Source organism: Catenulispora pinisilvae, from assembly GCF_015356865.1.
Classification (GTDB): Bacteria; Actinomycetota; Actinomycetes; order Streptomycetales; family Catenulisporaceae; genus Catenulispora; species Catenulispora pinisilvae.
On sequence record NZ_JAAFZA010000146.1, the window covers coordinates 1 to 25,735 of the forward strand.

25 protein-coding genes are annotated in these 25,735 nt (G+C 70.2%); 9 read left to right on the forward strand and 16 right to left on the reverse strand.

The features are described from left to right. Positions 1-697, forward strand: a 697-nt coding sequence (locus IZR01_RS31665) for a hypothetical protein (protein ID WP_194926001.1), incomplete at its 5' end; no start/stop codon positions are given. Between the two features lie 59 nt (positions 698-756). On the opposite strand, the gene IZR01_RS31670 is transcribed toward IZR01_RS31665, so the two are convergent. From IZR01_RS31670 to IZR01_RS31685, 4 genes are all read right to left on the reverse strand, one after another. Continuing rightward, entirely contained in the window at positions 757-1,377 is a 621-nt protein-coding gene (locus IZR01_RS31670) for an ADP-ribosyltransferase (RefSeq protein ID WP_194899974.1), read from the reverse strand. 111 nt (positions 1,378-1,488) lie between these two features. Then, on the reverse strand, positions 1,489-2,406 hold the full coding sequence (locus tag IZR01_RS31675; protein ID WP_194926002.1) for an alpha/beta fold hydrolase: 918 nt from the start codon (positions 2,404-2,406) through the stop codon (positions 1,489-1,491). Between the two features lie 83 nt (positions 2,407-2,489). Continuing rightward, entirely contained in the window at positions 2,490-2,996 is a 507-nt protein-coding gene (locus IZR01_RS31680; protein WP_194926003.1) for a hypothetical protein, read from the reverse strand. Then, positions 2,993-3,682 carry a hypothetical protein gene (locus IZR01_RS31685; protein ID WP_194926004.1) on the reverse strand — a complete coding sequence of 230 codons (690 nt, stop codon included), beginning with the start codon at positions 3,680-3,682 and terminating at the stop codon, positions 2,993-2,995. The genes IZR01_RS31680 and IZR01_RS31685 overlap by 4 nt, the downstream gene beginning before the upstream one ends. Before the next feature lie 204 nt (positions 3,683-3,886). Here IZR01_RS31685 and IZR01_RS31690 point away from each other — a divergent pair, with 204 nt between their 5' ends. The 3 genes from IZR01_RS31690 to IZR01_RS31700 are packed head-to-tail and all read left to right on the forward strand — an operon-like array spanning position 3,887 to position 5,991. Next, a complete protein-coding gene (locus IZR01_RS31690; protein WP_194926005.1) occupies positions 3,887-4,624 on the forward strand; it encodes an ArsR/SmtB family transcription factor in 738 nt (245 codons plus the stop codon). Further along, a complete protein-coding gene (locus IZR01_RS31695) occupies positions 4,621-5,364 on the forward strand; it encodes an SRPBCC family protein (RefSeq protein WP_194926006.1) in 744 nt (247 codons plus the stop codon). Before IZR01_RS31690 ends, IZR01_RS31695 begins: the two co-directional genes overlap by 4 nt. 54 nt (positions 5,365-5,418) lie before the next feature. Further along, positions 5,419-5,991 carry a dihydrofolate reductase family protein gene (locus IZR01_RS31700; protein WP_194896289.1) on the forward strand — a complete coding sequence of 191 codons (573 nt, stop codon included), beginning with the start codon at positions 5,419-5,421 and terminating at the stop codon, positions 5,989-5,991. Positions 5,992-6,039: 48 nt separating this feature from the next. Here the strand turns inward: IZR01_RS31700 and IZR01_RS31705 are convergent, their stop codons facing one another. After that, positions 6,040-7,137, reverse strand: coding sequence for an ROK family transcriptional regulator (locus IZR01_RS31705; RefSeq protein WP_228555119.1), 1,098 nt, complete (start codon positions 7,135-7,137; stop codon positions 6,040-6,042). Positions 7,138-7,195: 58 nt separating this feature from the next. On the opposite strand from IZR01_RS31705, the gene IZR01_RS31710 reads away from it, so the two are divergent. Next, positions 7,196-8,260, forward strand: a complete 1,065-nt coding sequence (locus tag IZR01_RS31710) for a Gfo/Idh/MocA family oxidoreductase (protein ID WP_194896287.1) — start codon at positions 7,196-7,198, stop codon at positions 8,258-8,260. 2 nt (positions 8,261-8,262) lie between these two features. Here the strand turns inward: IZR01_RS31710 and IZR01_RS31715 are convergent, their stop codons facing one another. Both IZR01_RS31715 and IZR01_RS31720 read right to left on the reverse strand, forming a co-directional pair. After that, entirely contained in the window at positions 8,263-9,183 is a 921-nt protein-coding gene (locus IZR01_RS31715; protein ID WP_194926007.1) for a hypothetical protein, read from the reverse strand. Continuing rightward, positions 9,176-9,709 (reverse strand): SigE family RNA polymerase sigma factor, encoded by a 534-nt coding sequence (locus IZR01_RS31720; protein ID WP_194896285.1) that lies wholly within the window; start codon positions 9,707-9,709, stop codon positions 9,176-9,178. Before IZR01_RS31720 ends, IZR01_RS31715 begins: the two co-directional genes overlap by 8 nt. 131 nt (positions 9,710-9,840) lie before the next feature. Here IZR01_RS31720 and IZR01_RS31725 point away from each other — a divergent pair, with 131 nt between their 5' ends. Continuing rightward, entirely contained in the window at positions 9,841-10,476 is a 636-nt protein-coding gene (locus tag IZR01_RS31725) for a nitroreductase family protein (RefSeq protein ID WP_194896284.1), read from the forward strand. A gap of 239 nt (positions 10,477-10,715) precedes the next feature. Beyond that, the gene (locus IZR01_RS31730; protein WP_194926008.1) at positions 10,716-11,384 is read left to right on the forward strand and encodes a DUF4097 family beta strand repeat-containing protein; all 669 of its coding nucleotides are present in this window, start codon (positions 10,716-10,718) and stop codon (positions 11,382-11,384) included. Between the two features lie 120 nt (positions 11,385-11,504). Here IZR01_RS31730 and IZR01_RS31735 read toward each other — a convergent pair whose 3' ends face one another. Together IZR01_RS31735 and IZR01_RS31740 are read right to left on the reverse strand one after the other, a co-directional pair. Further along, entirely contained in the window at positions 11,505-11,990 is a 486-nt protein-coding gene (locus IZR01_RS31735) for a hypothetical protein (RefSeq protein WP_194896282.1), read from the reverse strand. Positions 11,991-12,074: 84 nt separating this feature from the next. Next, positions 12,075-12,836: a DeoR/GlpR family DNA-binding transcription regulator gene (locus IZR01_RS31740; protein ID WP_194896281.1), complete on the reverse strand. Its 762-nt coding sequence runs from the start codon at positions 12,834-12,836 to the stop codon at positions 12,075-12,077. Positions 12,837-12,925: 89 nt separating this feature from the next. Here IZR01_RS31740 and IZR01_RS31745 point away from each other — a divergent pair, with 89 nt between their 5' ends. After that, on the forward strand, positions 12,926-14,182 hold the full coding sequence (locus tag IZR01_RS31745) for an MFS transporter (RefSeq protein ID WP_194926009.1): 1,257 nt from the start codon (positions 12,926-12,928) through the stop codon (positions 14,180-14,182). A 43-nt stretch (positions 14,183-14,225) separates the two neighbouring features. On the opposite strand, the gene IZR01_RS31750 is transcribed toward IZR01_RS31745, so the two are convergent. The 6 genes from IZR01_RS31750 to IZR01_RS31775 all read right to left on the reverse strand — a co-directional run bounded on the left by IZR01_RS31750 (position 14,226) and on the right by IZR01_RS31775 (position 23,015). Then, positions 14,226-17,060 carry an AfsR/SARP family transcriptional regulator gene (locus IZR01_RS31750; protein ID WP_194926010.1) on the reverse strand — a complete coding sequence of 945 codons (2,835 nt, stop codon included), beginning with the start codon at positions 17,058-17,060 and terminating at the stop codon, positions 14,226-14,228. A 170-nt stretch (positions 17,061-17,230) separates the two neighbouring features. Beyond that, the gene (locus IZR01_RS31755) at positions 17,231-18,214 is read right to left on the reverse strand and encodes an aldo/keto reductase (RefSeq protein WP_194926011.1); all 984 of its coding nucleotides are present in this window, start codon (positions 18,212-18,214) and stop codon (positions 17,231-17,233) included. A gap of 167 nt (positions 18,215-18,381) precedes the next feature. After that, positions 18,382-19,308 carry a VOC family protein gene (locus IZR01_RS31760; RefSeq protein ID WP_194926012.1) on the reverse strand — a complete coding sequence of 309 codons (927 nt, stop codon included), beginning with the start codon at positions 19,306-19,308 and terminating at the stop codon, positions 18,382-18,384. Between the two features lie 118 nt (positions 19,309-19,426). After that, complete coding sequence (locus IZR01_RS31765) at positions 19,427-20,284, reverse strand: fumarylacetoacetate hydrolase family protein (protein WP_194896276.1); 858 nt, start codon at positions 20,282-20,284, stop codon at positions 19,427-19,429. Positions 20,285-20,301: 17 nt separating this feature from the next. After that, the gene (locus IZR01_RS31770; RefSeq protein WP_194926013.1) at positions 20,302-21,387 is read right to left on the reverse strand and encodes an amidohydrolase family protein; all 1,086 of its coding nucleotides are present in this window, start codon (positions 21,385-21,387) and stop codon (positions 20,302-20,304) included. Next, positions 21,384-23,015, reverse strand: a complete 1,632-nt coding sequence (locus IZR01_RS31775; RefSeq protein WP_194926014.1) for an FAD-dependent monooxygenase — start codon at positions 23,013-23,015, stop codon at positions 21,384-21,386. Before IZR01_RS31775 ends, IZR01_RS31770 begins: the two co-directional genes overlap by 4 nt. Before the next feature lie 72 nt (positions 23,016-23,087). Between IZR01_RS31775 and IZR01_RS31780 the strand changes: the two genes are divergently transcribed. Further along, positions 23,088-23,846, forward strand: a complete 759-nt coding sequence (locus IZR01_RS31780; protein ID WP_194926015.1) for an IclR family transcriptional regulator — start codon at positions 23,088-23,090, stop codon at positions 23,844-23,846. Positions 23,847-23,935: 89 nt separating this feature from the next. Here IZR01_RS31780 and IZR01_RS31785 read toward each other — a convergent pair. Continuing rightward, positions 23,936-25,735, reverse strand: a 1,800-nt coding sequence (locus IZR01_RS31785) for an NAD(+) synthase (protein WP_194926016.1), incomplete at its 5' end; no start/stop codon positions are given.

Consider the following 25,735-nt stretch of genomic DNA (forward strand, 5'->3'; position numbering starts at 1 on the left):
CCCGAACCTCGCGCCGCCACGCGACCGACTCGCGCAAGGCGCCGCGCCGTTCCTGGAGCCGGGCGAGCGGGTCTATTACGGCTTCATCCTCAAGCTCGACGACACCATCCCCGAGACCCCGCGCGAGCTGATGATCGCGATCGAGGGTCAGCACCGGGTGCTCGGGGGCATCGATCGGGCGGACAAGAAGGTCGGCCGCGGGTTCAAGTGGGCGTTCAATCCGTTGGACGCCGCCTCGGAGCGCATCGCCGAGAAGGGGCGCGAAGCGCTCGATCGGAAGCTCGCCGGGCCCGTCTTCATCGGCGGGTGGGAGAGCCAGGCCGGGTGGTTCATCCGCTACGCCCGGGCCACGCGCCAGGACTACGGCCCCGGGGCCTGGGGCGTACTCACCGACCGCCGCTACCTCATCTTCCGCGCCGGGCGCGCCGGCGGGTCGGCCATGCAGCTGGTCCACGGCGTGGAGCGCACCCTCATCGCCGGTGTGCGCACCGAAGGCACCAAGGACGCCGCGCTGCACGGACGCACGCCGCGCGCCGAGCTGCACTTCACCGACGGCTCGATGGTCGCGACCATGATGGCCACGAAGCAGAGCACGCAGATCGCCGAAATCCTCGCGGTCCAGCAACAGATCCCGCAGCAAGGCCAGCAGCACAGCCCGCAGCCGAGCCCCCAGCAATTCCCGCAACAGCGTTACTAGGCAACGAGAACGGCTGGGCCGCCAGGCGCCGAAAGCACCTCACGGCCCAGCCCAAAGCCCTACGCGGGGAAGGCCGCCGCGACCCCGCGCCACGGAACGTAGTTCGGATTTCGCTCGCAGCCCGCGATGATCTCGCTCTTGGTCGCCCGGTCGACCGGGCAGACCCCGACGATGAACTTGCTCTGGATCCCGCCGGGGAACGCGACCTCCATCTGCGACGCGTACTTGTGCTGGTATCCGATGGTGGCGTTCACGTCGATGCCGCCGGGGGCGTCCACGTAGTAGTTCCAGCCGGACTTCCACTTCTTGTACAGGTCGTGGTCGTAACTGGTGCTGACGAACGGCGACGGCTGGTTGTTGGCCACATACGCCGCCAGGTCGTACTGCCCGCCCACGACGTCCCTGGCTTGGAAGCCCTCGGCGAAGACGACGTCCGGCCCGCGGCCGTCGGACCGGAAGAGCTCGTCGCAGTTGGAACGCCACGACGGCACCGGAGCGATCCGCTCCAGCTGCACGTCGCGCTCGGCGGCGTCATACAGGTGGTCGGCGGGGACCGGACAGCTGGCCGCGACGGTGTCGGCGGCGCGCGCCTGACTGGCCGCCGACGGGACGAATGTGAATGCCAGGGACAGCGCCAGGACGGCGATCCCCGACAGGGACCTTACACGGTTGTTGATCATGAGCCATGAATATCGGCTCCGGTGCCCGGGGCCCGGGAACGTCACCCTACCGTGGTGTGTCGCGCGGCCCGGTCCCGTCGCCCGGCCCGACCCCGTCGCCCGGCCCGGCCCCTACGAGATCCCGGCGACGAACTCCAACAGCGCGTCGGTCGTCTCCTCGGGCCGCTCGATCGAGGGCAGGTGCCCGGCGTCCAGATCGATGCGCCGGGCCCGCGGGATCCGCACCGCCAGCAGATCGGCGATCTCCTGGATTGGTGAAGGGTCATACCTGCCGTTCACGATCAGCGTCGGCATGGCGAGCTCGCGCAGCCGGTCGATGATCGGTGGCTGCTGAAAGCGTTCCTGATACCGCGGAACGCTCCACTCCCGCTGGAAGTTGCCCTGGCACATCTCCAAGGCGAGTTCCCGCACCTCCGGCACCAGATCGTCCAGCCCGCGCTTCGGTCCGGCGACCATGTACCGGACGTTGACCTCGGCGATCGCCCGGACGTCGGCCGGATCGACGTACTCCGCCGTCCGCTGCCAATAGCGCGCCATCCGCTCGGCCGGGACGGCTTCCTCGACGAGGTGCCCGATCTCGGCGGTCATCTCCTCGGGCCAGTCGTACTCGGTCAGCCCCGAGCAGATCAGGACCAGCCCGCGCACGCGCTCGGGCGCCGAGAGCGCGGCCTCGATGGAGTACGCGCCGCCGATGGAGTTGCCGACGAGCACGGCCTGCTCGATGTCCAGCGCGTCCAGCAGCCCCAGCAGGTCCTCCGATCGCGAGAACTCCCCCTCGGCGTCCTCGGACTCGCCCAGACCGCGCATGTCGTACCGGACCACCCGGCCCCGCCGCGCCAGGGCCCGGAACTGGTGGTCCCACATGCGCCGGTCGCCCAGCCCGCCGTGCGTCAAGACGACCGTCGGGAAGCCGTCGGCCTCGCCCGCCTGGCCCGTCTGGCCCGCCTCGCGCCCCGCCTGGCCCGCCTGGCCCGCCTGGCCCGCCTCGTCATAGGCGAGCCGGGCGCCATTGCTCATCACGAAGGACATGGCGCCACCGTACCTCCCGGCCCTCTCGCGCACCGGACCCTCGCCCACCGAGCGCCGGTACGCGAGCGCCCTGACCCGACATCTCAGGCCACTTGTACATCCGGGTTGGCGAACTTCGCATACAGCGCGTCAGCCCGCTGCCGCGTCCCGTCGAACACCGCGCACACCAGCAGCCGTCCCCCTTCGCTGCGCGCCTTGTCCTCCACGACGTCCTCCGCGGACAGCGGCGAGTCGGCGAGGACGTGGTCGCAGAACCGCTGCCCGCCGGTGTGCTCGTTCCACCGGCGGTCGCGCTCGGATTCGATCAGGCCGAGCACCGTCCACGTCTCGTTCCGCAGCCCCGGCACGTCGGGGTCGAGCCCTTCGGCGTCGAAGTTGCGGACGTCCCGCGGGTCGACGAACAGCGTGTACCGGTCGACCGAGGCGACGATCCCCTCGAACACCCCGGCCACCCGCAGCGCGGCGCCCCGCTCCCGCGCGTACATCTGGGCCAGGTCCTCAGCCGCACGCGCCGACGTGGCCTGGAATACCTCGCCCCACCGCTCCGTCGAGTGCGGCCAGTAGCCGTACACCGAGAAGTCCCGCATCATTTCTTGCCTCCGCGCAACGAACCGCCGCTGGTACCGCCGGAATGCGACTTGCCGCCGCTGGACCCGGACTTGGAGTGGCTGCCGGAACCGCCGGACGAACCACCGGAGGAATCCTCGCCATCACCCCCGGACGAACCGCCCGACGACCCCGACCCGCCGCTCACCGAACCCCCGCCGGTGGATCCCCCGCTGGATCCGCCACGCAGGGAGCCGCCGCCCATCGTCGAGTTCGACCCGGAGCCGGTCGAGAACTTCATCTTCGCCGTGTCCACCTGCGAACCGGACACGGTCTTGCCGTTCGAGCCCTTCCAGGTCGCCGCCGCGGCCGCCGCCCTGATGTCGTTGGTGTGCACCAGGTAGTAGGAGTGGTAGGTGCCGATGTAGTTGTTGCGGTACGAGACGGGCACGTAGGTGTTGTAGTAGGCCGGGGAGTCGTAGTACCCGAAGTACTGGTTGAGCCACGACTGCGGCATCCGGGTCGGGACCGACCCCACCGGGCACAGGCCGCGCGCGATCAGCGTCTGGACTTCGGCCGGGTTGTCCACGTAGTAGCACTCGTACACACCGCCGACCTGCATGCCGTAGGCGGCCGGGGCGTAGGACACGGGTGTGTGCTTGGCACACCCGGAGAGAGTCGCGAGGGCGGCGAAGAGCCCTGCTATCAGGATGGCTAGGCGTCTAGTCATGCTCTGCATCTTGGCGGGCGGACGCGGTCGCTGCCGAGCTTTTCGGCTGTCAGGCCAAAACATCCACGGTCATGGTCACTCACAATCGCGCATACGTCGCACACCGTTCACGGAACGCATCTCGTCGCGGCGCAGCTCGTACCGACTCGTACCGACAAATTTTCTTGTCTTGACAAAACTTCCTGTCGGCCGAATGCTGGAAGCATGCTCGACGTCACCGTGATCGAGGAGCCCGCAGCGGCCGAGGCTTCCCTGGACCCCATCCGGTCCCGGATCCTCGCCGCCCTGTCCGAGCCCGGCTCGGCCGCCATGCTGGCGGCCCGGCTCGGGCTGCCCCGCCAGAAGGTCAACTACCACCTGAAGGAGCTCGAGCGGCACGGCCTGGTCGAGCTCGTCGAGGAACGCCGCAAGGGCAACGTCACCGAGCGGGTCTACAGCGCCACCGCCGCCTCCTACGTGATCTCGCCGGTCACGCTGGCCGCGGTCAGCCCGGACCCGGACCGCGCGCCCGACCGGCTGTCCGCACGGTGGCTGCTGGCCCTGGGCTCGCGCCTGATCCAGGAGGTCGGCACGCTGCTGACCGGCTCGGCCCGGGCCGGCAAGCCCGTCACCACGTTCGCGATGGACGCCAAGATCCGCTTCGCCTCCGCGGCCGACCGGGCGGCGTTCGCCGACGAACTGACCCGGGCGGTGACCACGTTGGTCAGCCGCTACCACGACGAGAGCGCCGCCGGCGGCCGGGAGCACCGGCTGGTCCTCGGGCTGCACCCGATCCCGACGGCCCGCCCGGACGACCCGGGCAACCCGGGCAACCCGGGCAACCCGAGCGACCCGAGCGACCCGAGCCACCAGCACGCTCCGGGCAACCCGCACGGGCCAGGGCCGGCTGCCGACCCGGCAGCACTGCCCGATTCTGTTACCGAACAGGAGGACCCGCGATGACGCACCCCTTCGAGATCGAACTCGAGACCACGCTGCCGGCCACCCCCGAACAGGTCTGGGCGGCCATCGCCACCGGCCCCGGGGTCGACTCCTGGTTCATGGGCCGCAACGAGATCGAGGCGCGCGAAGGCGGATCGGTCGCCATGGACACCGGCGGCCACCGCGAGCAGGCCCTGATCACCGCCTACGACCCGGAAAAGCGGTTCGCCAGCCGCACCTCCCCCGGCCCCGACGGCCGGTTCATGGCCTTCGAGTACCTCATCGAGGGCCGCGAGGGCGGCAGCACGGTGCTGCGCGTCGTGCACAGCGGCCTGCTCGGCGACGACTGGGAGAACGAGTACGACGCCCTGCGCCGCGGCTGGCCGTTCCATCTCAATACCCTGTGTGAGTACCTGACGCACTTCCCCGGCCGCGCCGCCGTCCCGGTCTTCGGTATGGCACCGGCCGCCGACCGCTCGCCCGCCGACGTCCAGGCGCTGCTCGCCGAAGCACTGTCGCTGACGCCCCCGATCGCCGTCGGCGCCCGCGCGAACGGCGGACCCGACGCGCTCCCGCTGATCGACGGCGGGGTCACCTGGGCCGACAGCGAGCGCTTCGGGATCCGCACCGACGACGCGCTTTACACCTTCCACCACGGCTCGGGCCTGGCGCTGATGTTCCACCACCTCTTCGCGCCGACCGCCGGGACAGCCGCACCCGAACAGTCCTGGCAGCAGTGGCTGACCAGCACCATCAGCTGACGACATCAGTTGACGAACAGCACCCACCGCGAAGAATCATCGAAGGAGACTGTCATGCGTACCCTCATCACCTCCGCGTTCATCTCGCTCGACGGCGTCATCGAAGCCCCCGGCGGCGAACCCGGCTACCGCAACTCCGGCTGGACCTTCCAAGACATCGAGTTCGTCCCGGAGGCCTACGAGATCAAGGGCACCGAGCAGGAGGAGTCCGCCGCGGTCCTGCTGGGCCGGGTCAGCTACGAGGCGTTCAGCCCGGTGTGGCCCGGGATGAAGGAGTTCGCGATCTACAAGGACCTGCCGAAGTACGTCGTCTCGACCACCCTCACCGACGCGGACCTGGTCACCGACTGGGGCCCGACCACGATCCTGCGCTCGCTGGACGAGGTCGCCGCGCTGAAGCAGACCGAGGGCGGCCCGATCATCGTCCACGGCAGCGCCACCCTGAACCAGGCCCTGTCCGACGCCGGCCTGATCGACCGCTACCACCTGCTGGTCTACCCGGTTCTGCTCGGCGCCGGCAAGCGCCTGTTCAGCAGCACGGACAAGGACAAGCAGAAGCTGAAGCTGGTCGAGAGCGCGGCCTACAGCAACGGTATCCAGAAGAACGTCTTCGACGTGGTCCACTGACGATGCCCGCCAACGATCAGCCCCCTGTCACGGCGACAGGGGGCTGACTCATATACCGCCCAGCGCGGAATCGATGACGAGCTGCGCGGCACCGACCGCCACCGCCGAGGCCCCGGCCGGCGTCAACGAGACCTGCACGGACTGCCACTCCGGCTCCGGCAGGTGTTCGGCGATCTGGTCGGCGACCGCACGCAGGTAGACGTCGGGCGAAGCGAAGATCTGATGCCCGCCAAGGAGAATCCGGTCGATGTCGAGCAACCGGACGAGATTGGCGGCACCGATGCCGAGCCAGCGCGCCGCGGTCCGCGGGTCGTCGTCCGCGAGCGCGGCCATGCACAGCGCTTCCAAACAGCCGCGCGCCCCGCACGTGCACCGCGGGCCGTCCGGCTGGAGCACCTGGTGCCCGAACTCGCCGGCGTTGGTCCTGGCTCCCCGGTAGACGGCGCCGTTCAACAGCAGTCCGGCGCCGAGGCCGTCGGCGAGATGCAGATACGCCGTACTGCCCGACACCGCGGCGGGCGCCGCGAGCGCCGCGACGTTGGTGTCCTTGTCGAGCAGGACATTCGGCACGTCCAGCGACGCGTCCAGCAACGACTCCAGCAGGCCGCGCAACGGGAACCCGTCCCACGCGGGCAGTCCGGCCGGACGATGCAGCGTCCCGGTCTCGTAGTCCAGCGGCCCACGGCACCCGACGCCCACGCCGAGGACCTTCGCGCCGTCCGGGGCCGCCCGCACGGCCTGGCTCACTCCCTTCGCGAGCGCGCCGACCACCCGCTCGGGTTCGCCGGACGCCAACCCGATGTCCACGGACCGGCGGCGCAGCGTCGTCCCGGCCAGGTCCAGCAACAGGATCGTGGAGCGCTGACGGTCCAACTCGATGCCGACGGCGCAGCCGGCTTCCGGCCGCAAGGCCAGCAGGGTGCGCGGTTTCCCGCCGGTCGACTCGCCGCGTCCGGCCTCGACGACCAGGCCGTCGGCCAGCAACCGGCCGACGATCTTGCTGACCGCCTGCGGTGTCAGCCCGGTCTGGGCCGCGAGCTGCACCCGGCTGCCGCCCTCGGCGCGGGCCCGCAGCAAGCTCAGCACCAGGGCGGCGTTGTGGTCGCGCAGCCCCGCGAGGTTGGCTCCGGCCGGTCGTCGTTCCATGCGTCCCATTGTGGGACACCGTTTTGCACTTTGCCAACAGTGTTGCTTAACTCGGCCTATGAGCGCTCCCCAGAACCCGCTGCGCGTCGGCCTGATCGGCTACGGCCTGGCCGGTCGCGCCTTCCACGCCCCTCTCATCGCCACCACCCCGGGCCTGCGGCTACAGAACGTGGTCACCGCCAACCCGGACCGGCGTGCCCAGTTGAGCAGCGAACACCCCGAGGCGCGCGCCGTCGACAGCACCGAGCAGTTGCTGGCCGACGCCGAGCACCTGGACCTGGTCGTCATCGCCACGCCCAACGACACCCACAGCCCGGCCGCCCGCGCCGCTGTGGAAGCCGGCCTGCCGGTCGTCGTCGACAAGCCCTTGGCGCCGAGCGCCGAGGAGGCCCGGGCGCTGATCGAGCTCGCCGACCGGCGCGGCCTGATGCTCACCGTGTTCCAGAACCGCCGCTGGGACAGCGACTTCCGCACCGCGCAGCACCTGATCGCCGACGGCACCCTCGGCGCGGTCCACCGCTACGAGTCCCGGTTCGAGCGCTGGCGTCCGCGGATCGCCGCCGGCTGGCGCGAGTCGGCGGACCCGGCCAAGGCCGGCGGCGTCCTCAACGATCTCGGCAGCCACCTGGTCGACCAGGCCCTGCACCTGTTCGGCCCGGCCGCGCACGTCTACGCCGAGGTCAACGCGCGCCGCGCCGGCGCGGTCGTCGACGACGACTCGTTCCTCGCCCTGACCCACACCTGCGGCGTGCACTCGCAGCTGTGGATGAGCGCGGTGGCCGCGCAACCCGGCCCGCGCCTCCGCGTGCTCGGGAATCAGAGTGCGTATACGGTCCGCGGCCTGGACCCGCAGGAGGCCGCACTGCGCGCCGGCCGGCGTCCCGGCCCCGGCTGGGGCGAACCGGCCGAGAGTGATTGGGGACTGCTCGGTCCGACCGACGAGGCGCGGCCGTACCCCTCGCTGCCGGGCGACTATCCCGCCTTCTACGCAGGCGTCGTCGCTGCCTTGCGCGAGGGTAAGGCCGCACCGGTCGACCCGCGCGACGCCGTGAACACGCTCACCATCCTGGAGCTCGCCCGGCGCTCGGCGGCCGAGGGACGCACCATCGCTGTCCCGCAGTAAGCTCAGCTCTCCGGCTCGGCCAGCGCCTTGGCCGCCATGCCCGCGAACTGCGGACTCGTGGCCAGGGCCTTGAAGTCGAAGTTCGGCTTCCCCGGGCTCAAGAGGAACATGTAGAACGTCTGGCCCTTGTCCAGGATGTAGATCTCGTAGTTGATGTGGTTGCCCTGAACGGGAGTGCCGAGAACCAGCACGCCCTTGAGTCCGTTGGGCAGGGTAACCTGTTCGCCGCCGGCTGGCTTGGTGTTGTCGTCGTGGTTGTAGGCCCGAATCACCACCTCGCTGGCGACGCCGTCCTTACCTTCGATGCGATACGAGCTCGGCCCCATGTGCGGCGTGAAGCCGGGCGGGATGACAAAGCTCGGGTCGTTGAACAACGTCGGGTTGAGGCTCTCGCCGGCAACGGTGGCGGGCGTGCCGATGCTCGCCACGGCCGGCGTCACGTCGTAGTCGGGAAGCAGCCCGGACAGCGTCGCGACGTCCCGGCGGCACGCGTCGCGCCAGGCCTGCTGCAGGTGCGGCGGGTCCTGCGGAAGGGCGTTCACCACTGTCAGCTCCGAGTCCGGGCAGCTCTTCCACTGCTCGAACAGGGCGCCCATGGTGCCCTTCGCCGGCGCTGTCGGCGCCGCCGACGACGCCGATGATTCCGACGACGAAGGCGCCGCGGCCTTCGAGGACGACGCGACCTTCGCCGGCCGCGCACCGCCCGGCGTCGCCGAGACCGCCCGCCCGCCGGCGTCACCGAACCCGAGCGAGCCCGCGACCACCGCCGCCACCACGGCGACCGCGGTCGTGGCGCCGGCGATCCCGGCGTAGCGGGTCCGCCTCAGCCGGACGCTCTTGGCGCGCGCGTCGGCGGCGCTGCCGGCCAGGTGCGTCCAGTCCTCGGTGCGCACCGCCTCGTTGAATACTTCCTCGTCACGCATGGAACTCCTCCGTTGCCAGAACGTCCGTGTGCCAGTCCGCGAGCAGGACGGCAAGCGTGGCGCGGCCCCGCGACAGCCGGGCTTTGACGGTGCCCGGCGGGACCCGGAGCTCCCGCGCCACGTCCTCCACCCGCATGTCGTTCAGGTGATGCAGCACCAACGCCACCCGCTGGGCCTTGGGCAGCTGGGCCAGGGCGTCGCGCAGGGCGACGGCGTCCGCCGACGGCGCCGGGGCGTCCGGCGGCACACCGTGCTTGCGCAGGGCCTTGACCCCGGCCTTCCAGTGCCGCCAGTGCGAGATCGCCAGCCGGTAGGCCGTGGTCTTCACCCAGCCGACCGGATCGCCGCGGCCGTCGGTCAGCGAGTCCCAGCGCAGCCATGCCCGCGCGAACGCCTCCTGGACACAGTCCTGCGCCTCGGCCAGATCACCGATCACCAGATAGAGCTGGCCGACCAGACGCGGCGCGGTCGCCGCGTAGACCTGGTCGAAATCCGTGACGGCCGACACCGATCGTCTCCCCGTCATGCCCATCCCCTCGCTCGCCGATGTGTCGTGCGCTGTACGCGCGGGCCTGCCCGCACGGTTGCATCCGATCTGCGTCCGCCCTATCCGTGCGAAAGACTTGTGCCGACCCCTCGGCGAAAGGCAGGACCCCCATGACCCCCGACGAGCTGCTGACCACGACCCGCACCGTCCGTCGTCGCCTGGACCTGGAACGTCCGGTACCCCGGGAACTGATCGAAGACTGTGTGCGCATCGCTCTGCAAGCCCCCAGCGGCTCGAACCGGCAGACCTGGCAGTGGCTGGTCGTCACCGACCCCGATCAGCGGGCGGCGATAGGCGCGGTCTACAAGAAGGCGTGCGAGGCGTATCTGGAATCGCAGGGCGCGGCCGGCAAGCTCTTCGCGGACGACCCGGAGCGCAACAAGGTCCAGCGCCGGGTCCACGACAGCGTCGCCTACCTGGCCGATCGGATGGGTGAGGTGCCGGTCCTGGTGCTGCCGTGTCTGAAGGTGGCCGGCGGCCGGTTGCCGAGCGGGAACCAGGGCGGTCTGTGGGGCTCGCTTCTGCCCGCGGCCTGGAGCTTCTGCCTGGCCGCCCGGGACCGGGGCCTGGGCACCGCGTGGACCACCCTGCACCTCACCTACGAGTCCGAGGTCGCCGAGATCCTGGGCCTGCCCGACGACGTCTACCAGTCGGTCCTGCTCCCGACCGCGTACTACACCGGCGACAGTTTCAAGCCCGCGCCGCGGCAGCCGGTGTCCGAGGTCCTGCACTGGAATCGCTGGTAGCCACAGGGTTTCCGGGCCTGTTCCGAGCTCCGGGCGTAACGCTGGACTTGGCTTCGGCAGGGGTCAGCAGGAGGCCGGCGCGAGTGTCAGCAGGGGCCGGTGGGCGTGTCAGCAGGCGGCCGGTAGGTGTCAGCAGCCGTGTCAGGACGACGTCAGGGCCACGTCAGGGCGGGCCGCGACAGTAGCTGCATGAAGGCGAGCCGGACCGGCCGCCGAGGAAACACCACCAAGGAGCCGTCATGCAGAAGTTCGACACCCCGAGCCCGGTCTTCGTCACCATGGACATCCCGGCCGGCACCGTCCAGCTGATCGCCACCGACCGCGCGGACACCGTCGTCCAGGTCCTGCCGGCCGACGCCTCGAAGAAGCGGGACGTGAAGGCCGCCGCCCAGACCGAGATCGGCTACCAGGACGGCGTCCTGCGCATCGCGAGCCCGGAGGGCAACCGCGTCCTGGGCAGCACCGGCGCCCTGCGGGTGACCATCGAGCTGCCGACCGGCTCCCGCATCCAGGGCAAGGCCGGCGCCGCCGAACTGCGCACCACCGGCCGGCTGGGCAACGTCACCTTCGAAGGCGGCTACCGCACCATCAGCCTGGACGAAGCCGCCAGCGCCGACCTGAAGGCCCACATGGGCGACATCACCATCACCCACCTGGCCGGCCCGGCCCAGATCCGCAACGGCAAGGGCGACATCACCATCAACGAGGCCACCACCGGCGCCATCGAACTGCGCACCGACATGGGCAACCTCACCGTCACCGCGGCCCCCGGCACCTCCGCCACCCTGGACGCCGGCACCAGCCACGGCCGCATCACCAACACCCTGCGAAACACCGCCGGCGCCACCGCCGCCCTGACCATCAAGGCGACCACCTCGCACGGCGACATCACGGCCAGCAGCCGCTGACGTGCCCGCAGTGCGAAAACCCGCACCGCGAGCACCCGCACCACCCCCGCTGAGATCCGTGTCGGCCAGAAGGTACTCGGCCGGCACGGATCTCAGTTCTTGTCTCTGAGCCCTCGTCTCTCAGTCCTCGTCGAAGGAAGCGAGCACGAGATCCAGGCCGTTCCCCCGCGCCACGACAACCACATCGAAGGTCGCGCAGGTGATGGCGCTCCAGCCGAAGCCGCGACCGGACTCTCTGAAGACGGGGAGCGGGTGGTCGTCAGAATTGGCGTGCCAGACGGAATCCGCGCCGAGTGCCGCGATCACCTGGTCGTCCAGCTTGCACAGTTTCGGGTCCGGGAGTTCGTCCTTCGCGGGCGGATAGGCGAACCTCGCAGTGAGAACCCCCGCGACCCATCCGGCAGCCTGCGCGGCACCGAACGCCTCCGACCGAGTCATACGGTCGGCCAGATCGGCGGCATCGGTCACTTCCAGGGGAAACGCCTGGCTCCTCAGCACGTCCCACGCGACCTCGAACACGCTCCGACTGGCATCAGCGGGCTTGAGCACCGAGGCCAGGACGTTCGATTTCCGAACCGCCTGGTATCGCGCCAGCCGGTTCTGCAACGGCGTCGGCCGTTTCGGCATAGGTCACACCCCCCGAAGCCACGCTAAGCAGTCGTGCAAGTCACTATGCAGCAGCGCAAATCGCTAAGCAGTCGTGACAACAGTCCCAGCCTCCTCCAGCGCCGCCACCTCATCAGCGGGCGCCGAACCATCGGTGACAAGCTGATCCACCAGCGAGCTGGCACCGACGTAAGCATGCGCCGTCCGGCCCAGCTTGCTCCCGTCCGCGGCGGCGACGATCCGCCGCGCGGAGGCCACGATCGCGTGCTTCACCGCCGCGTCGTCGAGGTCGTAAGCCGTCATCCCCTCGGCGGCGCTCAGCCCGCAACAGCCCAGCACCGCGGTGTCGAAGCGCAGCGCGGCGAGCGAGGCGAGGGTGAGCGGGCCGGTCAGGGCACCTTCGCCGGTGCGGGGCCGGCCGCCGGGGACCAGCAGCGCGGTCGGGGCCGGGGCGTCGCTGAGCACCTGGATCGCCTGGAGCGACAGCGGCATCACGGTGACCGGCCGGCCGTGCAGCAGCCGGGCGACCTCCAGGCACGTGGTGCCGCTGTCCACCACGACCGTCTCGCCGTCGGCGATCAGCCGGCAGACCTCGGCCGCGATCCGGCGCTTGGCCTCAAGCCCCTCGTGCACACGCAGCGACCACGGCGGCTCCTCGCCCCGCAGCAGCAGCGTCCGCGCCCCGCCGCGGAACCGCTCAAGCACGCCCTGTGCGGCCAGAACGTCCAGGTCGCGCCGGATGGTCATCTCCGAGGCCCCGGTCAGCTCGGCGAGCTGCGGGACCGTCGCGCTGCCGGAGTCCGCCACGGCCTGGGCGATCAGCCGGTGCCGATCTGTGCTGCTCATGGTGCGATTGAACACCACCGGGAAACGAACAAGCAAGCTGTTCGAAATACCGACTTCCAAACATCCAATATGTTCGTTACGGTGATCGCATGGAACGTGCGCTCCGAGCCGCCCGGGTGGCGACCTTCGTCTACTTCGTCCTCGACGGCACCCTCATGGGCATGTGGCTGGTCCAGATCCCGGCCATCGAGAAACGCGTGGGCATCAGCCACGCGACCCTGGGCAGCCTGCTGGTCCTGCTGGGCCTCGGCGCGTTCTTCGGCATGCAGCTCGCCGGACGGCTGGCCGACCGCCTCGGCACCCGCGTCGTGGTGCCGGCCGCCGGCGTCCTGTGCGCCGCGACGCTCGTGCTGCCGGGCCTGGCCCGCGAGCCGTGGACGCTGGCCGGCGCGCTCCTGGTGTTCGGTTTCTGCAACGGCTGTCTGGACGTGAGCATGAACGCCCACGCGGTCCACGTCGAGAAGGCCTACAACCGCCCGATCATGTCCGCCTTCCACGCCACCTTCTCCGTCGGCGGGGTCATCGCCGCGCTCGTCGGCGCCCAGGCGACCAGCGCGGGGCTCAGTCCCGCCGCGACGCTCGGCGCGGCCGGAGCGGTCGGCATTGTCATCGCTCTCATCTTCGCCAGGAGCCTGCTGCCGACGGCGACGGCGGCTACGGCTACGGCTACGGCTACAGCTACAGCTACGACGGCCGCCGCGGCACACGTCCCGGCCGCAGCCACGGATACCCAGCCGACCACCAAGCGCCGCCCCGTCCCCCGCCGCATCTGGATCCTCGCCGCCCTGGCCATGATGTGCATGCTGTGCGAAGGCGTCGCGAACGACTGGAGCGCCGTCGAAGCGAAGAACATCCTCGGCGCGTCGGCCAGCACCGCCTCGTTCGCCTACGGCACCTACGCGGCGGCGATGACCATCGGGCGCCTGCTGGCCGACCGCGTCTCCGCCCGCTTCGGCGCGGCGGCCGTCCTGCGCTACGGCGCGGCCACCGGCGCCGTCGGCCTCACGATCGTGGCGGTATCCCCGTGGATCTGGACGGCGCTCGTCGGCTGGGCGATTTTCGGCATCGGCCTGTCCGGCTGCGTCCCGCAGCTGTTCAGCGCCGCCGGCCACACCGACCCCGCCGCCGCGGGCACCAACGTCTCCCGCGTCGCCGGCCTGGGCTACCTCGGCATGCTCGCCGGCCCGGCACTGATCGGCTGGATGACCCGCCTCACGGCGCTGGGCCACACGTTCCTACTCCCGGCCCTGCTCCTGGTCGTCGCCGCCGCGACCGCCGGGATCCTGCGAACCGGATCCACGCGCGAGGCCGAGCCCGAGCCCGAATTGGCCGCGCAACGCCTGTGAACGCGCCCGCCCCAAAGCGCGCAGCTGCTTGCCCGGGACGGGACTACGCAGGATCCGAATCCACCTGCTCCAGCCGCCCGCGCACCTGCTCCATCCCCGCCTGATCCTCAAGCTCGCCGAACACGATCAGCGCCCGTTCCCATGCCTCACGCCCCGACTCCCGCCGCCCGGTCCGCACATACGTCTCCCCCAGCTCGACGAGCGCCGCGGCGACGCCGGGCCGGTAACCGATCGTCGTCCGGATCGCGATCGCCTGCAGGAACACGACTTCGGCCTTCGCCAACTCCCCCGCCTGCAAATAGATCCGGCCGAGCGTCGCGTACGTACTCGCGGCCAGGTACTGGTCGTCCTTGGCGAGGAAGCGGGCCTCGACCTCACGCAGCGACCGTTCCGCCTCCTCGTACCGGCCCAGGAACCCCAGTGACTCCCCGATATTCAGAACGATGATGCAGTCCAGCGCGTCTTCGGTGTTGATGGCCCGAGCGCGGGTCAGGTAGTCCAGCGCCGCCTCGAAGTTGCCCAACCTGCTGTGCACGTCACCGATGTTGTTGAGCGTGATGGCCACACCCTTGGCCGAGCCGCGCTCGACGTCCAGATCATGGGCTCGCTGAAGGTGATACAGCGCCTGGTCGTACTCGCCGAGGTGGACACACCGCGACCCGAGACCGACGTGCATGCTCGCCTGCCCGGTCAGATCCCCGGACGCCTCAGCCGCCATCAGTCCCGCACTGAAGCCCTCGCGCCACGCGTCCCAAGCCGAGGCGACCCGGAAGTAGGCCCACAGGCCGGCCACGACCTGCCACGCCAGCTTGGGCAATCCACCCCGCCCGGCGACCGCGACGCACTGGAAGATGTTCTGCAACTCTTGCTCGCACCACTGCATGGCCTCCGCGCGCGAGTCGAAGGTGCGGCTGTAGTCCGAGGGGTCCAGGACCGCGCGGTCCGCCGACGGGGAGATGGCCGCGACCGCGTTGTCCGCGGCGTGCGCGTACCAGAGCATCAGCCGCTCGAAGGCGGCGTCCCGCTCCTCGGCGGATTCGTCGCGCAGTCCACGCTGCCGCGCGAAGGCGGCGATCAGGTCGTGGAACTCGTAACGGGCCGTGATCCGCTGCTGGAGCAAGTGTTCGTCCAACAGCGCCTCGAGGATGGACTCCGCCTCGGGCACCGTGGTTCCGAGCAGGACCGCGAGCGTGTCGGCCGTGAAATCGTGGCCCGGGTAGGTGCCCAGCAGCCGGAACGCCCGAGCGATGGTCTCCGGCAGGCTGTGGTATGAGAGCTCGAATACGCTGCTGAGGCTGCGTCCGCCGACGGCGCCCGTCGTCAGAATGCCGTCGAGGCGGGTGACGAGATCCGCGAGCGTCCAGGCCGGCCGGGCGCGCAGCCGACACGCGGCCAACGACACGGCCAGCGGCAGGAATCCGCAGGCCCGGACGATCTCGGCGGCGGCGTCGGGCTCGGCCGCGACCCGCTCGTGCCCGGCGATCCGGGCCAGCAGCTCGATCGCCTCGATCTCGTGGAAGACGTCCAGCAGGTGCAACTCGGCGCCGTCCAGCCCGGCCAACGTCCGGCGGCTGGTCAGCAGGACCAGGCTCTGCGCGTCGGCCGGTATCAGATCCCGTACTTGCTCCTCGTCGGCGACGTTGTCCAACAGGATCAACGAGGCCCTGCCGTACAGCCGGTCGCGGAACATCGCCGCGCGCTCCTCCACCATCAGCGGGATCCGCCGCGCCGGGACGCCGAGCTGCCGCAGGAACGCCTCCAGGACCACGGCCGGATCGGCCGGGGCCCGTTCGGCGTCGAAGCCGTGCAGGTTGGCGTAGAGCTGGACGTCGTCGAAGCGGCCGGCCTGCACGAGCCGGTGCGCGGCGTGGACCGCGAGCTGGGTCTTGCCGACCCCGGCCATGCCCTCGATCGCCGAGACGACGACGGTCGCGGCCGCCTCGTGCGGCCGGGTGGCGGCGTCGATCAGCCGCTGGAGTTCCTTCTCGCGCCCGGTGAACGTCGACAGGTCGGCCGGCAACTGCCGGAACACGCCGCCCAAGCCGCCATCGGCTGAGGGCGCCGACGTGCTCTCGCGCTTCGGACCGGGCGCGGCGGGGACGTCGACCTGCTCCGAGGCCGGCTGAACATCGAGCGCGGGATCGACATTGAGGATCTGCTGGTGCAGTTCCTGAATACCGGCCGAGGGCTCGGCTCCCAGTTCCTGAATCAGGGTCCTGCGCAGCTCCCGATAGGCCTCCAGCGCCTCCGCGCGCCGCCCCGACCGGTACAGGGCGAGCATCAGCTGCCGGTGGAAGGGCTCGTGCAGCGGGTTCGCCGATATCAGCCCCCGTATTTCTGTGCCCAGTTCCCGGTGCCGTCCGAGGTGCAGATCCGCCTCGATCCGTCCCTCGTAGGCGAGCAACCGGTCGTCGCGGAGCTTGCGCAGGTGCGGCTCAACTCCGATCAGGACCGGCAGGTCGGCCAGCACCTCACCGCGCCACAGCTCCAGCGCGCCGGTCAGCGAAGCGGACGCCTCAGCCCACCGCTGCTCCCCCACGGCCCGCAATCCCTCGGCGCACAACCGCGCGAAGTCGTCGGCGTCCAGCTCGCCGGGCTCGACCTGGATCCGGTACGCGGTGACGCCGGTCTGGATCCGCTCGGCCGCACCGTCGCCGAGGGCGTGGCGCAGCCGCACGACGTGGTTCCGGAGCGCGGCGGCCACGGAGGTCGGCGGATACTCGCCCCACAGCGTGTCGATCAACCGATCGAGCGACACCGGCTGATTGGCGTTCAGCAGCAGGGTGGCGAGCACGCCGCGCGGGAGGACGCCGGGCAGGCGGATCGCGTGCCCGTCGTCATCGGTGATGGTCAGCGGTCCCAATACGGCAAAGCGCAAGAGCGTGTCCCGTCAGATCCGAGGGGATGTGACGGTGTTGATTGTAGGAGTTCTGGTCCGGCCGGGCGTAGGAGTCCACGGTCGGCCGTCGCCGGCGACGCCGGTTCCGCCGACGTCACCGGCTTCACAAGCGTCACCGGCTTCACCGGCTTCACCGGCTTCACAAAACGTCACCAACGCTGCCCGATCTGGGGAGCGATCAGCTCGTCGTACACCTCACGCACCGCGCCGAGCTGCTCCTCGGTCAGCGGCGCCAGTTCGGCGGCGGCGGCGTTCCCGGCGGCCTGCTTCGGGTTCCGCGCACCCGGGATGACCACGCTGACGCCGGGCTGGTCCACGATCCAGCGCAACGCGAACTGCGCCATCGCGACGCCGGCCGGCACCAACGGCGCCAACCGGCGCACCGCCTCAAGACCGGTGGCGAAGTCCACCCCGGAGAAGGTCTCGCCGACGTCGAAGGCTTCGCCGTGCCGGTTGTAGTTGCGGTGGTCGTTCTCGGCGAACGTGGTGTGCTCGTCGTACTTGCCGGACAGCAGCCCGCTGGCCAACGGCACCCGGGCGATGATGCCCACCCCGGCTTCGCGGGCCGCCGGCAGCACGTCCGCGAGCGGGCCGAGCCGCAGCATGTTCAAGATGAGCTGCACGCTGGCCACCCCGGGCCGCGCGATCGCCGTCAGCGCCTCCGCGCGGGTCTCGACACTGACGCCGTACGCGGCGACGCGCCCCTCGGACACCAGCGTGTCCAGCCCGTCGAAGACCTCGTCACTGGAGTACACCGGGGTCGGCGGGCAGTGCAGCTGCACCAGATCGAGGGTGTCGACGCCCAGGTTCTTCCGGGACCGGTCGTTCCACGCCCGGAAGTTGTCCAGCGTGTACGCCTCCGGCACCTGCGGCACCCGGCGCCCCATCTTCGTCGCGACCGTGATGTCCGCCCCGGGCCGGGACTTCAGGAACGTCCCGATCAGCTGCTCGCTGCGTCCGTCACCATAGACATCGGCGGTGTCCAGGAACGACACCCCGTCGTCCACGGCCGCGCCGAGCGTGGCCAACGCGTCGTCCTCGGCCACCTCGCCCCAGTCCGCCCCCAGCTGCCACGCACCCAGCCCGACCACCCCGACCCGCCGACCGGTACGGCCCAGAACCCGCTTCTCCATCTGATAAGTCCTTCCATGCTCAGGACACCATCAGGCGCCACGAACGCCATTAGATCACCACGATGCGTGGCGCACCCGTGAGGCGCCCGGGGCCGCGACCGAGGGTGCAGACGGCCCTCCACCCCCCGCTCCGAATCCCCACCCGGCGGCGTAGCGCCGGAGAAGCGCTAGCGCACCGAATGCGCGCCGGTCATCATCGCCGCCAAGTCATCGGGATGCAGGAAGGACGGCGGGGGCGGCGGGCCCCAGGCGTAGAGGCCGCGCGCGCCTTCGAGGTCCTCGGGCGTCCAGAGTTGGTCCTCGACGATGCAGTCCATGTCCGAGTAGTACTCGGAGAAGTTGCCCGCCGGGTCTTTGAGGTACCAGAAGAAGTTCGAGCCCCCGTAGTGCCGCCCCAAGCCCCAGATATGGCGCTCGGGCCGGCCTTCGAGCATCGCGGCCGCGCCCCGCCCGACGTCGTCCACGTCGTCGACCTGCCAGGAGGTGTGGTGCAGGAAGTTCACCGGAGCCGACAGGACCAGGACGTTGTGGTGGTCGGTCGAGCAGCGCATGAAGGTGCCGACGCCCTTGATGCGGTCGCTGACCTTGAACCCCAGGCCCTGGACGAAGAAGTCCGTGGTCGCGCGGTAGTCCACGGTGCCGAGGACGGCGTGGCCGAGCTTGCGGGGACGCACCGGCTCAGTACGCAGGAAGCCCGGTGCGCGGCGGCTCGCACGCTCGATCCGTCCGGGTCCGTTGTAGACGCTGGCCGGCACGGGATTCTGGTGCAGCCGCGGCGCTGTCTCCAGCCGGACCCGAGCCCCCGTGACGGGTTCGACGGCCGCCAAGCCGGCCTCGGTCACCACCGGATCCGCCGTCCCGAGGCGGCTGAGGTTCGCGGCGGCCCGCAGGACGTCATCGCGGTCGTCGACACCCACCCGCAGCTCGACCAGGCGCCGCGTCGGAGCGTGGACGATCCGCAACTGGCGCCCGGCATCGGTGGTGCTGAACCAGTTGTCGGCCTCGGGCGAAAGCCCGAAGTCGGTGTAGTACGCCGCCGTCTCCTCGACGTTCGGCACCCCCATCGTGACCGAGAGCAGTGCGTGCAGGCTCATGGCCGCTCCATTCGTGTTCTGACTACCTCGTGTATCGACTACCTCGTGTACCGACTACCGCGTGTTCTGGCTACCTTGAGTTCCGGCTACTTCGAGTTCTGACTACCGCGAGTTCCGGCTAGGCCGCGTCGGCGACGAAGCGGTGGCGCATCTCCCCGATGCCTTCGATGTGCGTGACCAGCTCGTCACCGGCCGCGAGCCAGCGCTGCGGGTCCCGGCCGAGGCCGACACCCGCCGGGGTGCCGGTGAACACGACATCGCCGGGCAGCAGCGGGGCGACCGCCGAGAGCTGTTCGATCAGCTCGGACACCGAGAAGATCAGGCTGCTGGTCCGGCCCAGCTGCATCTGCTCGCCGTTGATCGCGCAGCCGAGTTCGAGGTCGTCCGGATTCGCGAATTCCTCGACGGTGACCAGCCACGGGCCGATCGGCCCGAACCCGGGGAACGACTTGCCGAGGCTGAACTGCGGCGGGACGGCCGCCATCTGGCTGATGCGCTCGGAGATGTCCTGGCCGACGCTGAGCCCCGCGACGTGTTGCCAAGCGTCGGCGCGCGCCACCCGATGCGCCTTCGTCCCGATGACCACGACGAGTTCGACCTCCCAGTCGGTGTGGCCACCGGCCGGCAGCACGACCTCGCCATAGGGCCCGGTAATGCACGAGGGGAACTTCGTGAACACCGGCGGCGCGGTCGTCGGCTTCGCGAAGCCGGACTCGGCGGCGTGCTCGCTGTAGTTCAGACCGATCCCGAACACCTGGCGCGGCGCGGGAGACGGCGATCCGAGGTCTTCGCGGGCGAACGACACGGGCTCGGGCAGTTCGGCCGAGTCCACCCACTTGCGGAACTCGTCCCAGTGCTCGAACACGGCAGCGGGCTCCGGGCCGAACCGGCCGCCGCTGGCGGCATGGATGTCGACGGCCCGGTCGTCGTCGCCGATGATCAGGCTGGCACGGTCGTTGACGGTGGCGATGCGCATGGTTGTTCTCCGTAGGGCTACGCGGGCGGGTACTCGACTCCACCACACCAGACGCGGCTGATGGACGAGGTCGCTTTGATGTCTTGCAACGGGTCGCCGTCGACCAGGACCAAGTCCGCGCGGCGTCCCGGTTCGACGGTGCCACGGTCGTCAAGGCGGAAGTAGCGGGCGGGCAGAGATGTGGCGGCCCGCAACGCGTCCACAGCGCTCACCCCGGCATCGATGAGCAGCTGGAGTTCGTGGTGCAGGCTCTCGCCGTGGCTGATCCGGGCCGGGACACCGACCGCGACGTTCGCGTCGGTTCCGGCCAGGATCGGGACGCCGGCTCGGTAGAGCGCTGAGACGCCTTCGCGCGGCACCTCGTAGCGCGCGCCGGGCGGTGCCGACTGCTCGATGATGCCCTCCATCATCGACAGGGTCGGGACGACGATCCGACCGTCGGCGGCGATCCGGCTCGCGGTGGCGGCGTCGACGGCGCGGTCCATCGGCACATGGGTGAGCACGTCGGCGCCGGCCAGCAGCGACTTCTGCACGGCGGCCTGGTTCGAGGCGTGTGCGACCACGAGCCTGCCGTGTTCGTGGGCTGCGACGACGAGGGCGTCGAGGGTGGCCTGGTCGTGGTCCGCCCCGGAGCTGCCGACGACGATCTTGATGTAGTCCGAGCCCTCGGCGACCCGCTCGGCCACGAACGCCGCCGCTTCGTGGACGCCGTGCACGAGCCCTCGCTGGCCGACGACCGGGATGTGGGAGTGCCCGCTGCCCGGCGCGATGGCAGGCGTCCCGGCACTGCGGATATCGGTGAGGCCTGCGATACCCCGCAGCGAGTCGACGAACTCCGGCGGGGCGCTGCCCATGTCGAGCGCCGTGGTCACACCGAAAGCGGTGAGCTGTTCCAGGTTCTCGCGGCCGTACAGGTGGACGTGCGCGTCGATCAGGCCGGGAAGCAGGACGCCGCCCTCGCCGTCGACGACCCGGGCCTGCCCGGTCGTGGTGTCGGCGACGATCCGGCCCTGTTCGAAGACGACGGTGCCGGCCGGCAGCAGGCGCCGGCCGTCGAAGACTCGGACGTTCCTCACCGCGGTGCGGTGCGGTTGCTCGGTCATGCTGCATCAGCCTCCTGTTTTGTCTCCGGGACGCCGCGTCGGCGCTGGGCGCTTCCGACAGCCAGGTCGAGATCGATGTCCGCGACGGCATCGGCGCGCCACGCGATGTGCTGGTCGGGCCGCACCAACAGAAACTCCTCGCGCCAAAGGTCACTAGGCGGTGGTTCGAGCAGCGTCAACGGAACGCCGAGCTGCTCGGCACGCTCTACGAGCACTGCGACGCCAGGCCGATCAGCTCGATCCGTCCGGATCGGTCCGACGAGCGTGAAGCCCGCGCCGAGCCGATCGTAGAGCGACGAGCCGTCGGGCAGCCAGCGATGCGGTAACCGGGCTCCCGGCTCCGTCGTAGGCGTATAGCTCGTCACCGCGCCATCACTGGCACGCGGACGCGGACCTGTCGGCTGAACAATCGGCGATCCCGCGTAGCTGTAGCCGAGAACGAGTCCGAGGCTGTGGAACTCGGCGCGCTTCGTCGTCTGGATCGCCTCGGCATCCTTCGGAAGCGCGTCGGCGAGCGCGGCCAGGTTGGTCTCAGCGCTGCGCACAGTCTGTTCCACGACACCGCGCCGCTCAGCCTCGTAGCTGTCCAGGATCCGCGCCGGCGCCCAGCCGTGTTCGACCGCTGCGATCTTCCAGCCGATGTTCACCGCGTCACCGACGCAGGTGTTGAAACCGTGCCCGCCCCACGGCGGATTCAGGTGCGCACTCTCGCCGACGAGGAAGACCCGGCGGTCGCGGAAGCGTTCCGCGACCAACATCCGGGCCGTCCACGTGTCGGTCGCGACCAGCTCGTGCTCGACGCGGTGTCCGACGAGCCCGGCGATCAACTCGTCCGCGTGCCGGACTCCGTAGTCCGCCTCGACGCCCGGCAGGATCGCCCACCAAGTGCCGTGCAGATCGAGCCGTCCCAGCACTCCGGCGCCCCGCTCGCCGACCACCCAGTACTGGACAGCCGGACCCAGCGGGCTGTCCAGTTCGGGCGCGCGGAACACCAGGTTGAAGTTGGGGCGCAGGTCAGACCGACCGGTGTAGCGCACGCCGATCTGCTCGCGTACCACGCCGCTCGCGCCGTCGCAGCCGAGTACGTAGCGGGCCCGAATCAGATAGCTGATCCCCGCGTCGTCGCGGATCGTGACCGTGACGCCTTCTTCGTCCTGAACCAGTTCCGTCGCCGCGTGTCCGAGCCTGAGATCGACGCTCGGCAGCCCGCGGACGTGGTCGCGCAGCACCTCCTCGACGACCGGCTGCGGAACCTGCTGACCCGCCTCGGCATAGCGGTCGTCACGTTCGGCGGTGAGGCCGAAGGCGTTGTCGAAATCGGTGATGCGGGGACCGGAGAGCGACTCGCAGAACGTCACGCGCTGCGACCAGGCGACCGGTAGCGGGGCGGCTGCGCGCAGCGAGTCGGCGACACCCCAGCGGCGCAGGTGCTCCATCGTGCGGATGTTGGTCGTCTTGGCCCGCGGCCGGAGGTGGGAGACCTCGGTGCGGGGCTCGACGACGACGCAGGCGACGCCGTGCAGGCCGAGTTCCGCGGCCGCGGCCAAGCCGGCCGGGCCGGCTCCGACGACGAGCACGGGGGTGTGCTCGGCGGGGTGACCGGCGGGGTTCGAAACGGTTGCGTCCACGCGATGAATCGTCGATCGAAGTGCGGCAGCGGCACAGTGATGATTTCATTGAATGAAACGAAGGCGGGGCACATGGCCGACGACACGCCGCGCCCCCGCGGGCATCGACCGCCGCAGGGCGAACCGGTCCTGGACCGTGCCTTCCGCCTGCTCGAATGCTTCGGCCCGGCGAACCGGTCGCTCTCCCTGGCCGCGCTCAGCGACCAGTCCCAACTACCGAAGGCCACGACGCTGCGCCTGGCCCGCAAACTCGTCGAGCACGGCGCCCTGGAGCGGACGGACAGCGGCGAGTACGTCATCGGCCTACGGCTGTTGGGAATCGCCTCGCTCGCGCCGCGCGGCCACGGCCTACGCGCCACGGCACTCCCCTACCTGGAGGACCTGCACCACGCGACCGGTCAACACGTCCTGCTCGCGGTGCGCGACGGCCACGAAGCCGTGCTCGTCGAACGGCTCTCGGCGCGCGGAGCCGGCCGGGTGGCGTACCGCGTCGGCGGCCGGATGCCGCTGCCCTCCACCGGCGTCGGCATGGCGTTGCTCGCCCACGCGCCCCGCCCGGCCCAGGACGAGATCGTCGGCGCGAACGCCGAGCTCCGCACGCTCCTGGCCGCGGTCCGGCGCGACGGTTTCGCCGTGGTCTCACGCCTGAAGCCGGATCCCATGACCTCCATCGCGGCGCCGATCCTCGACGGCCACCGCACGACGATCGCCGCCCTGTCCGTCGTCACCCGCTCGGAGAACGTCGACCCGGCGGCCCTGAGCCCGGCCGTCGTCGCCGTCGCCCGAGCGATCTCGCGGGCCACGGCGACGCTCGGCACACGAGTGGACTAGTTCTTCTCAGGATGTCCCGGCTCCGCGATAGCCGATTCCTATTCCTATTTCTATCTCTATTTCTATTCCTATCTCCCTGGCCCGCCTCGCTACCGTCCTCCGGTCTCGTCGAGAACGTCCAGCCGTGCCAGGTCCCGCAGCCACGCGTCCGCCGTACCGTCCGACGGCGCCCGCCAATCGCCGCGCGGGGACAGGGCTCCGCCGGCCAGGACCTTCGGCCCGTTCGGCATGGCCGAGCGCTTGAACTGCGCGAAGGCGAAGAAGCGGCGGCAGAACACCTCAAGCCAGTGCCGGATCTGGTCCAGGTCGTACGCCGCCCGCTTGGCCGCCGGGAAGTTCGGCGGCCAGGCGCCGGCCTCCGGGTCGTGCCAGGCGTGCCAGGCCAGGAAGGCGATCTTCGAGGGGCGGAAGCCGTACCGCAGGACGTGGTAGAGGGTGAAGTCGTGGAGCGCGTACGGGCCGATCTTGTCCTCGGTGGACTGCAACTCCTCACCCGGCACCAGCTCCGGGCTGATCTCAGTGTCGAGGATCGCCAGCAAAGTCTGGTTGGCCTCCTCGTCGAACTGACCGGTGCCGACCACCCAGCGGATCAGGTGCTGGATCAGGGTTTTGGGGACGCCGGAGTTCACGTTGTAGTGGCTCATCTGGTCGCCGACGCCGTAGGTACACCAGCCCAGCGCCAGCTCCGACAGGTCCCCGGTGCCCAGCACGATGCCCCCACGCTGGTTGGCCAGCCGGAACAGGTAGTCGGTACGCAGACCGGCCTGAACGTTCTCGAAGGTGACGTCGTACACCGGCTCGCCCGAGCCGAACGGATGGCCCATCTCCTGCAACATCAACCGCGCGGTCGAGGTGATGTCCAGTTCGGCGGCGGTGACACCGAGCGAGTCCATCAGCTTGTGGGCGTTGCCCTTGGTGTACTCGCCGGTGGCGAAGCCGGGCATGGTGAAGGCCAGGATGTCGGTCCGCGGCCGCCCCGCACGGTCCATCGCCCGAGCCGCGACGATCAGCGCGTGCGTCGAATCCAGCCCACCCGAGACACCGATCACCACCTTGGGATTCCCGATCGCCCCGAGCCGCTGTTGCAGGGCACTGACTTGAATGTTGTAGGCCTCGTAGCAGTCCAGCGCCAACCGGTCCGGATCCGCCGGCACGAACGGGAACCGCTCAACCGCCCGCCGCAGCCCCAGATCCGCATCCGGCGGCTCAAGCAGGAACGCAACCCGCCGGAACTCCTTGGTCGCGTCACCGTGCGCCCGACGATTCTCATCGAACGTACCCATCCGAGCCCGCTCCTGCCGCAGCAGATCCAGATCCACGTCCGCGACAGCCACACTGTCTCCCAACGGGAACCGCTCGGACTCGGCCAGCAACGCACCATTCTCATAGATCATGGTCTGGCCATCCCACGACAGATCCGTACTCGACTCACCAAGCCCAGCCGCCGCATAAACGTACGCGGCCAGGCACCGCGCCGACGCCGACCGGCACATCAACTTCCGGTCCTCAGCCCGCCCCACGGTGATCGGACTACCCGACAGATTGACCAGCACCGTAGCCCCAGCCAACGCCGCCTCCGCACTAGGCGGAACCGGCACCCACATGTCCTCACAAATCTCCGCGTGCAGCACCAACCCCGGCACATCCCCGGCCTCGAAGAGCAGATCCACCCCGAACGGCACACTCTGCCCCCCGACCTGGATCATCCCCCCACGCTCATCCTCACCCGAAGCAATCTGCCGCCGCTCATAAAACTCCCGATAATTCGGCGGATACGACTTGGGCACCACCCCGAGCACCCGCCCCCGATGCACAACCACCGCGCAGTTATAGATCCGATGCCGATACCGCAACGGAGCCCCCACCACAAGCACCGGCAACAACCCCGC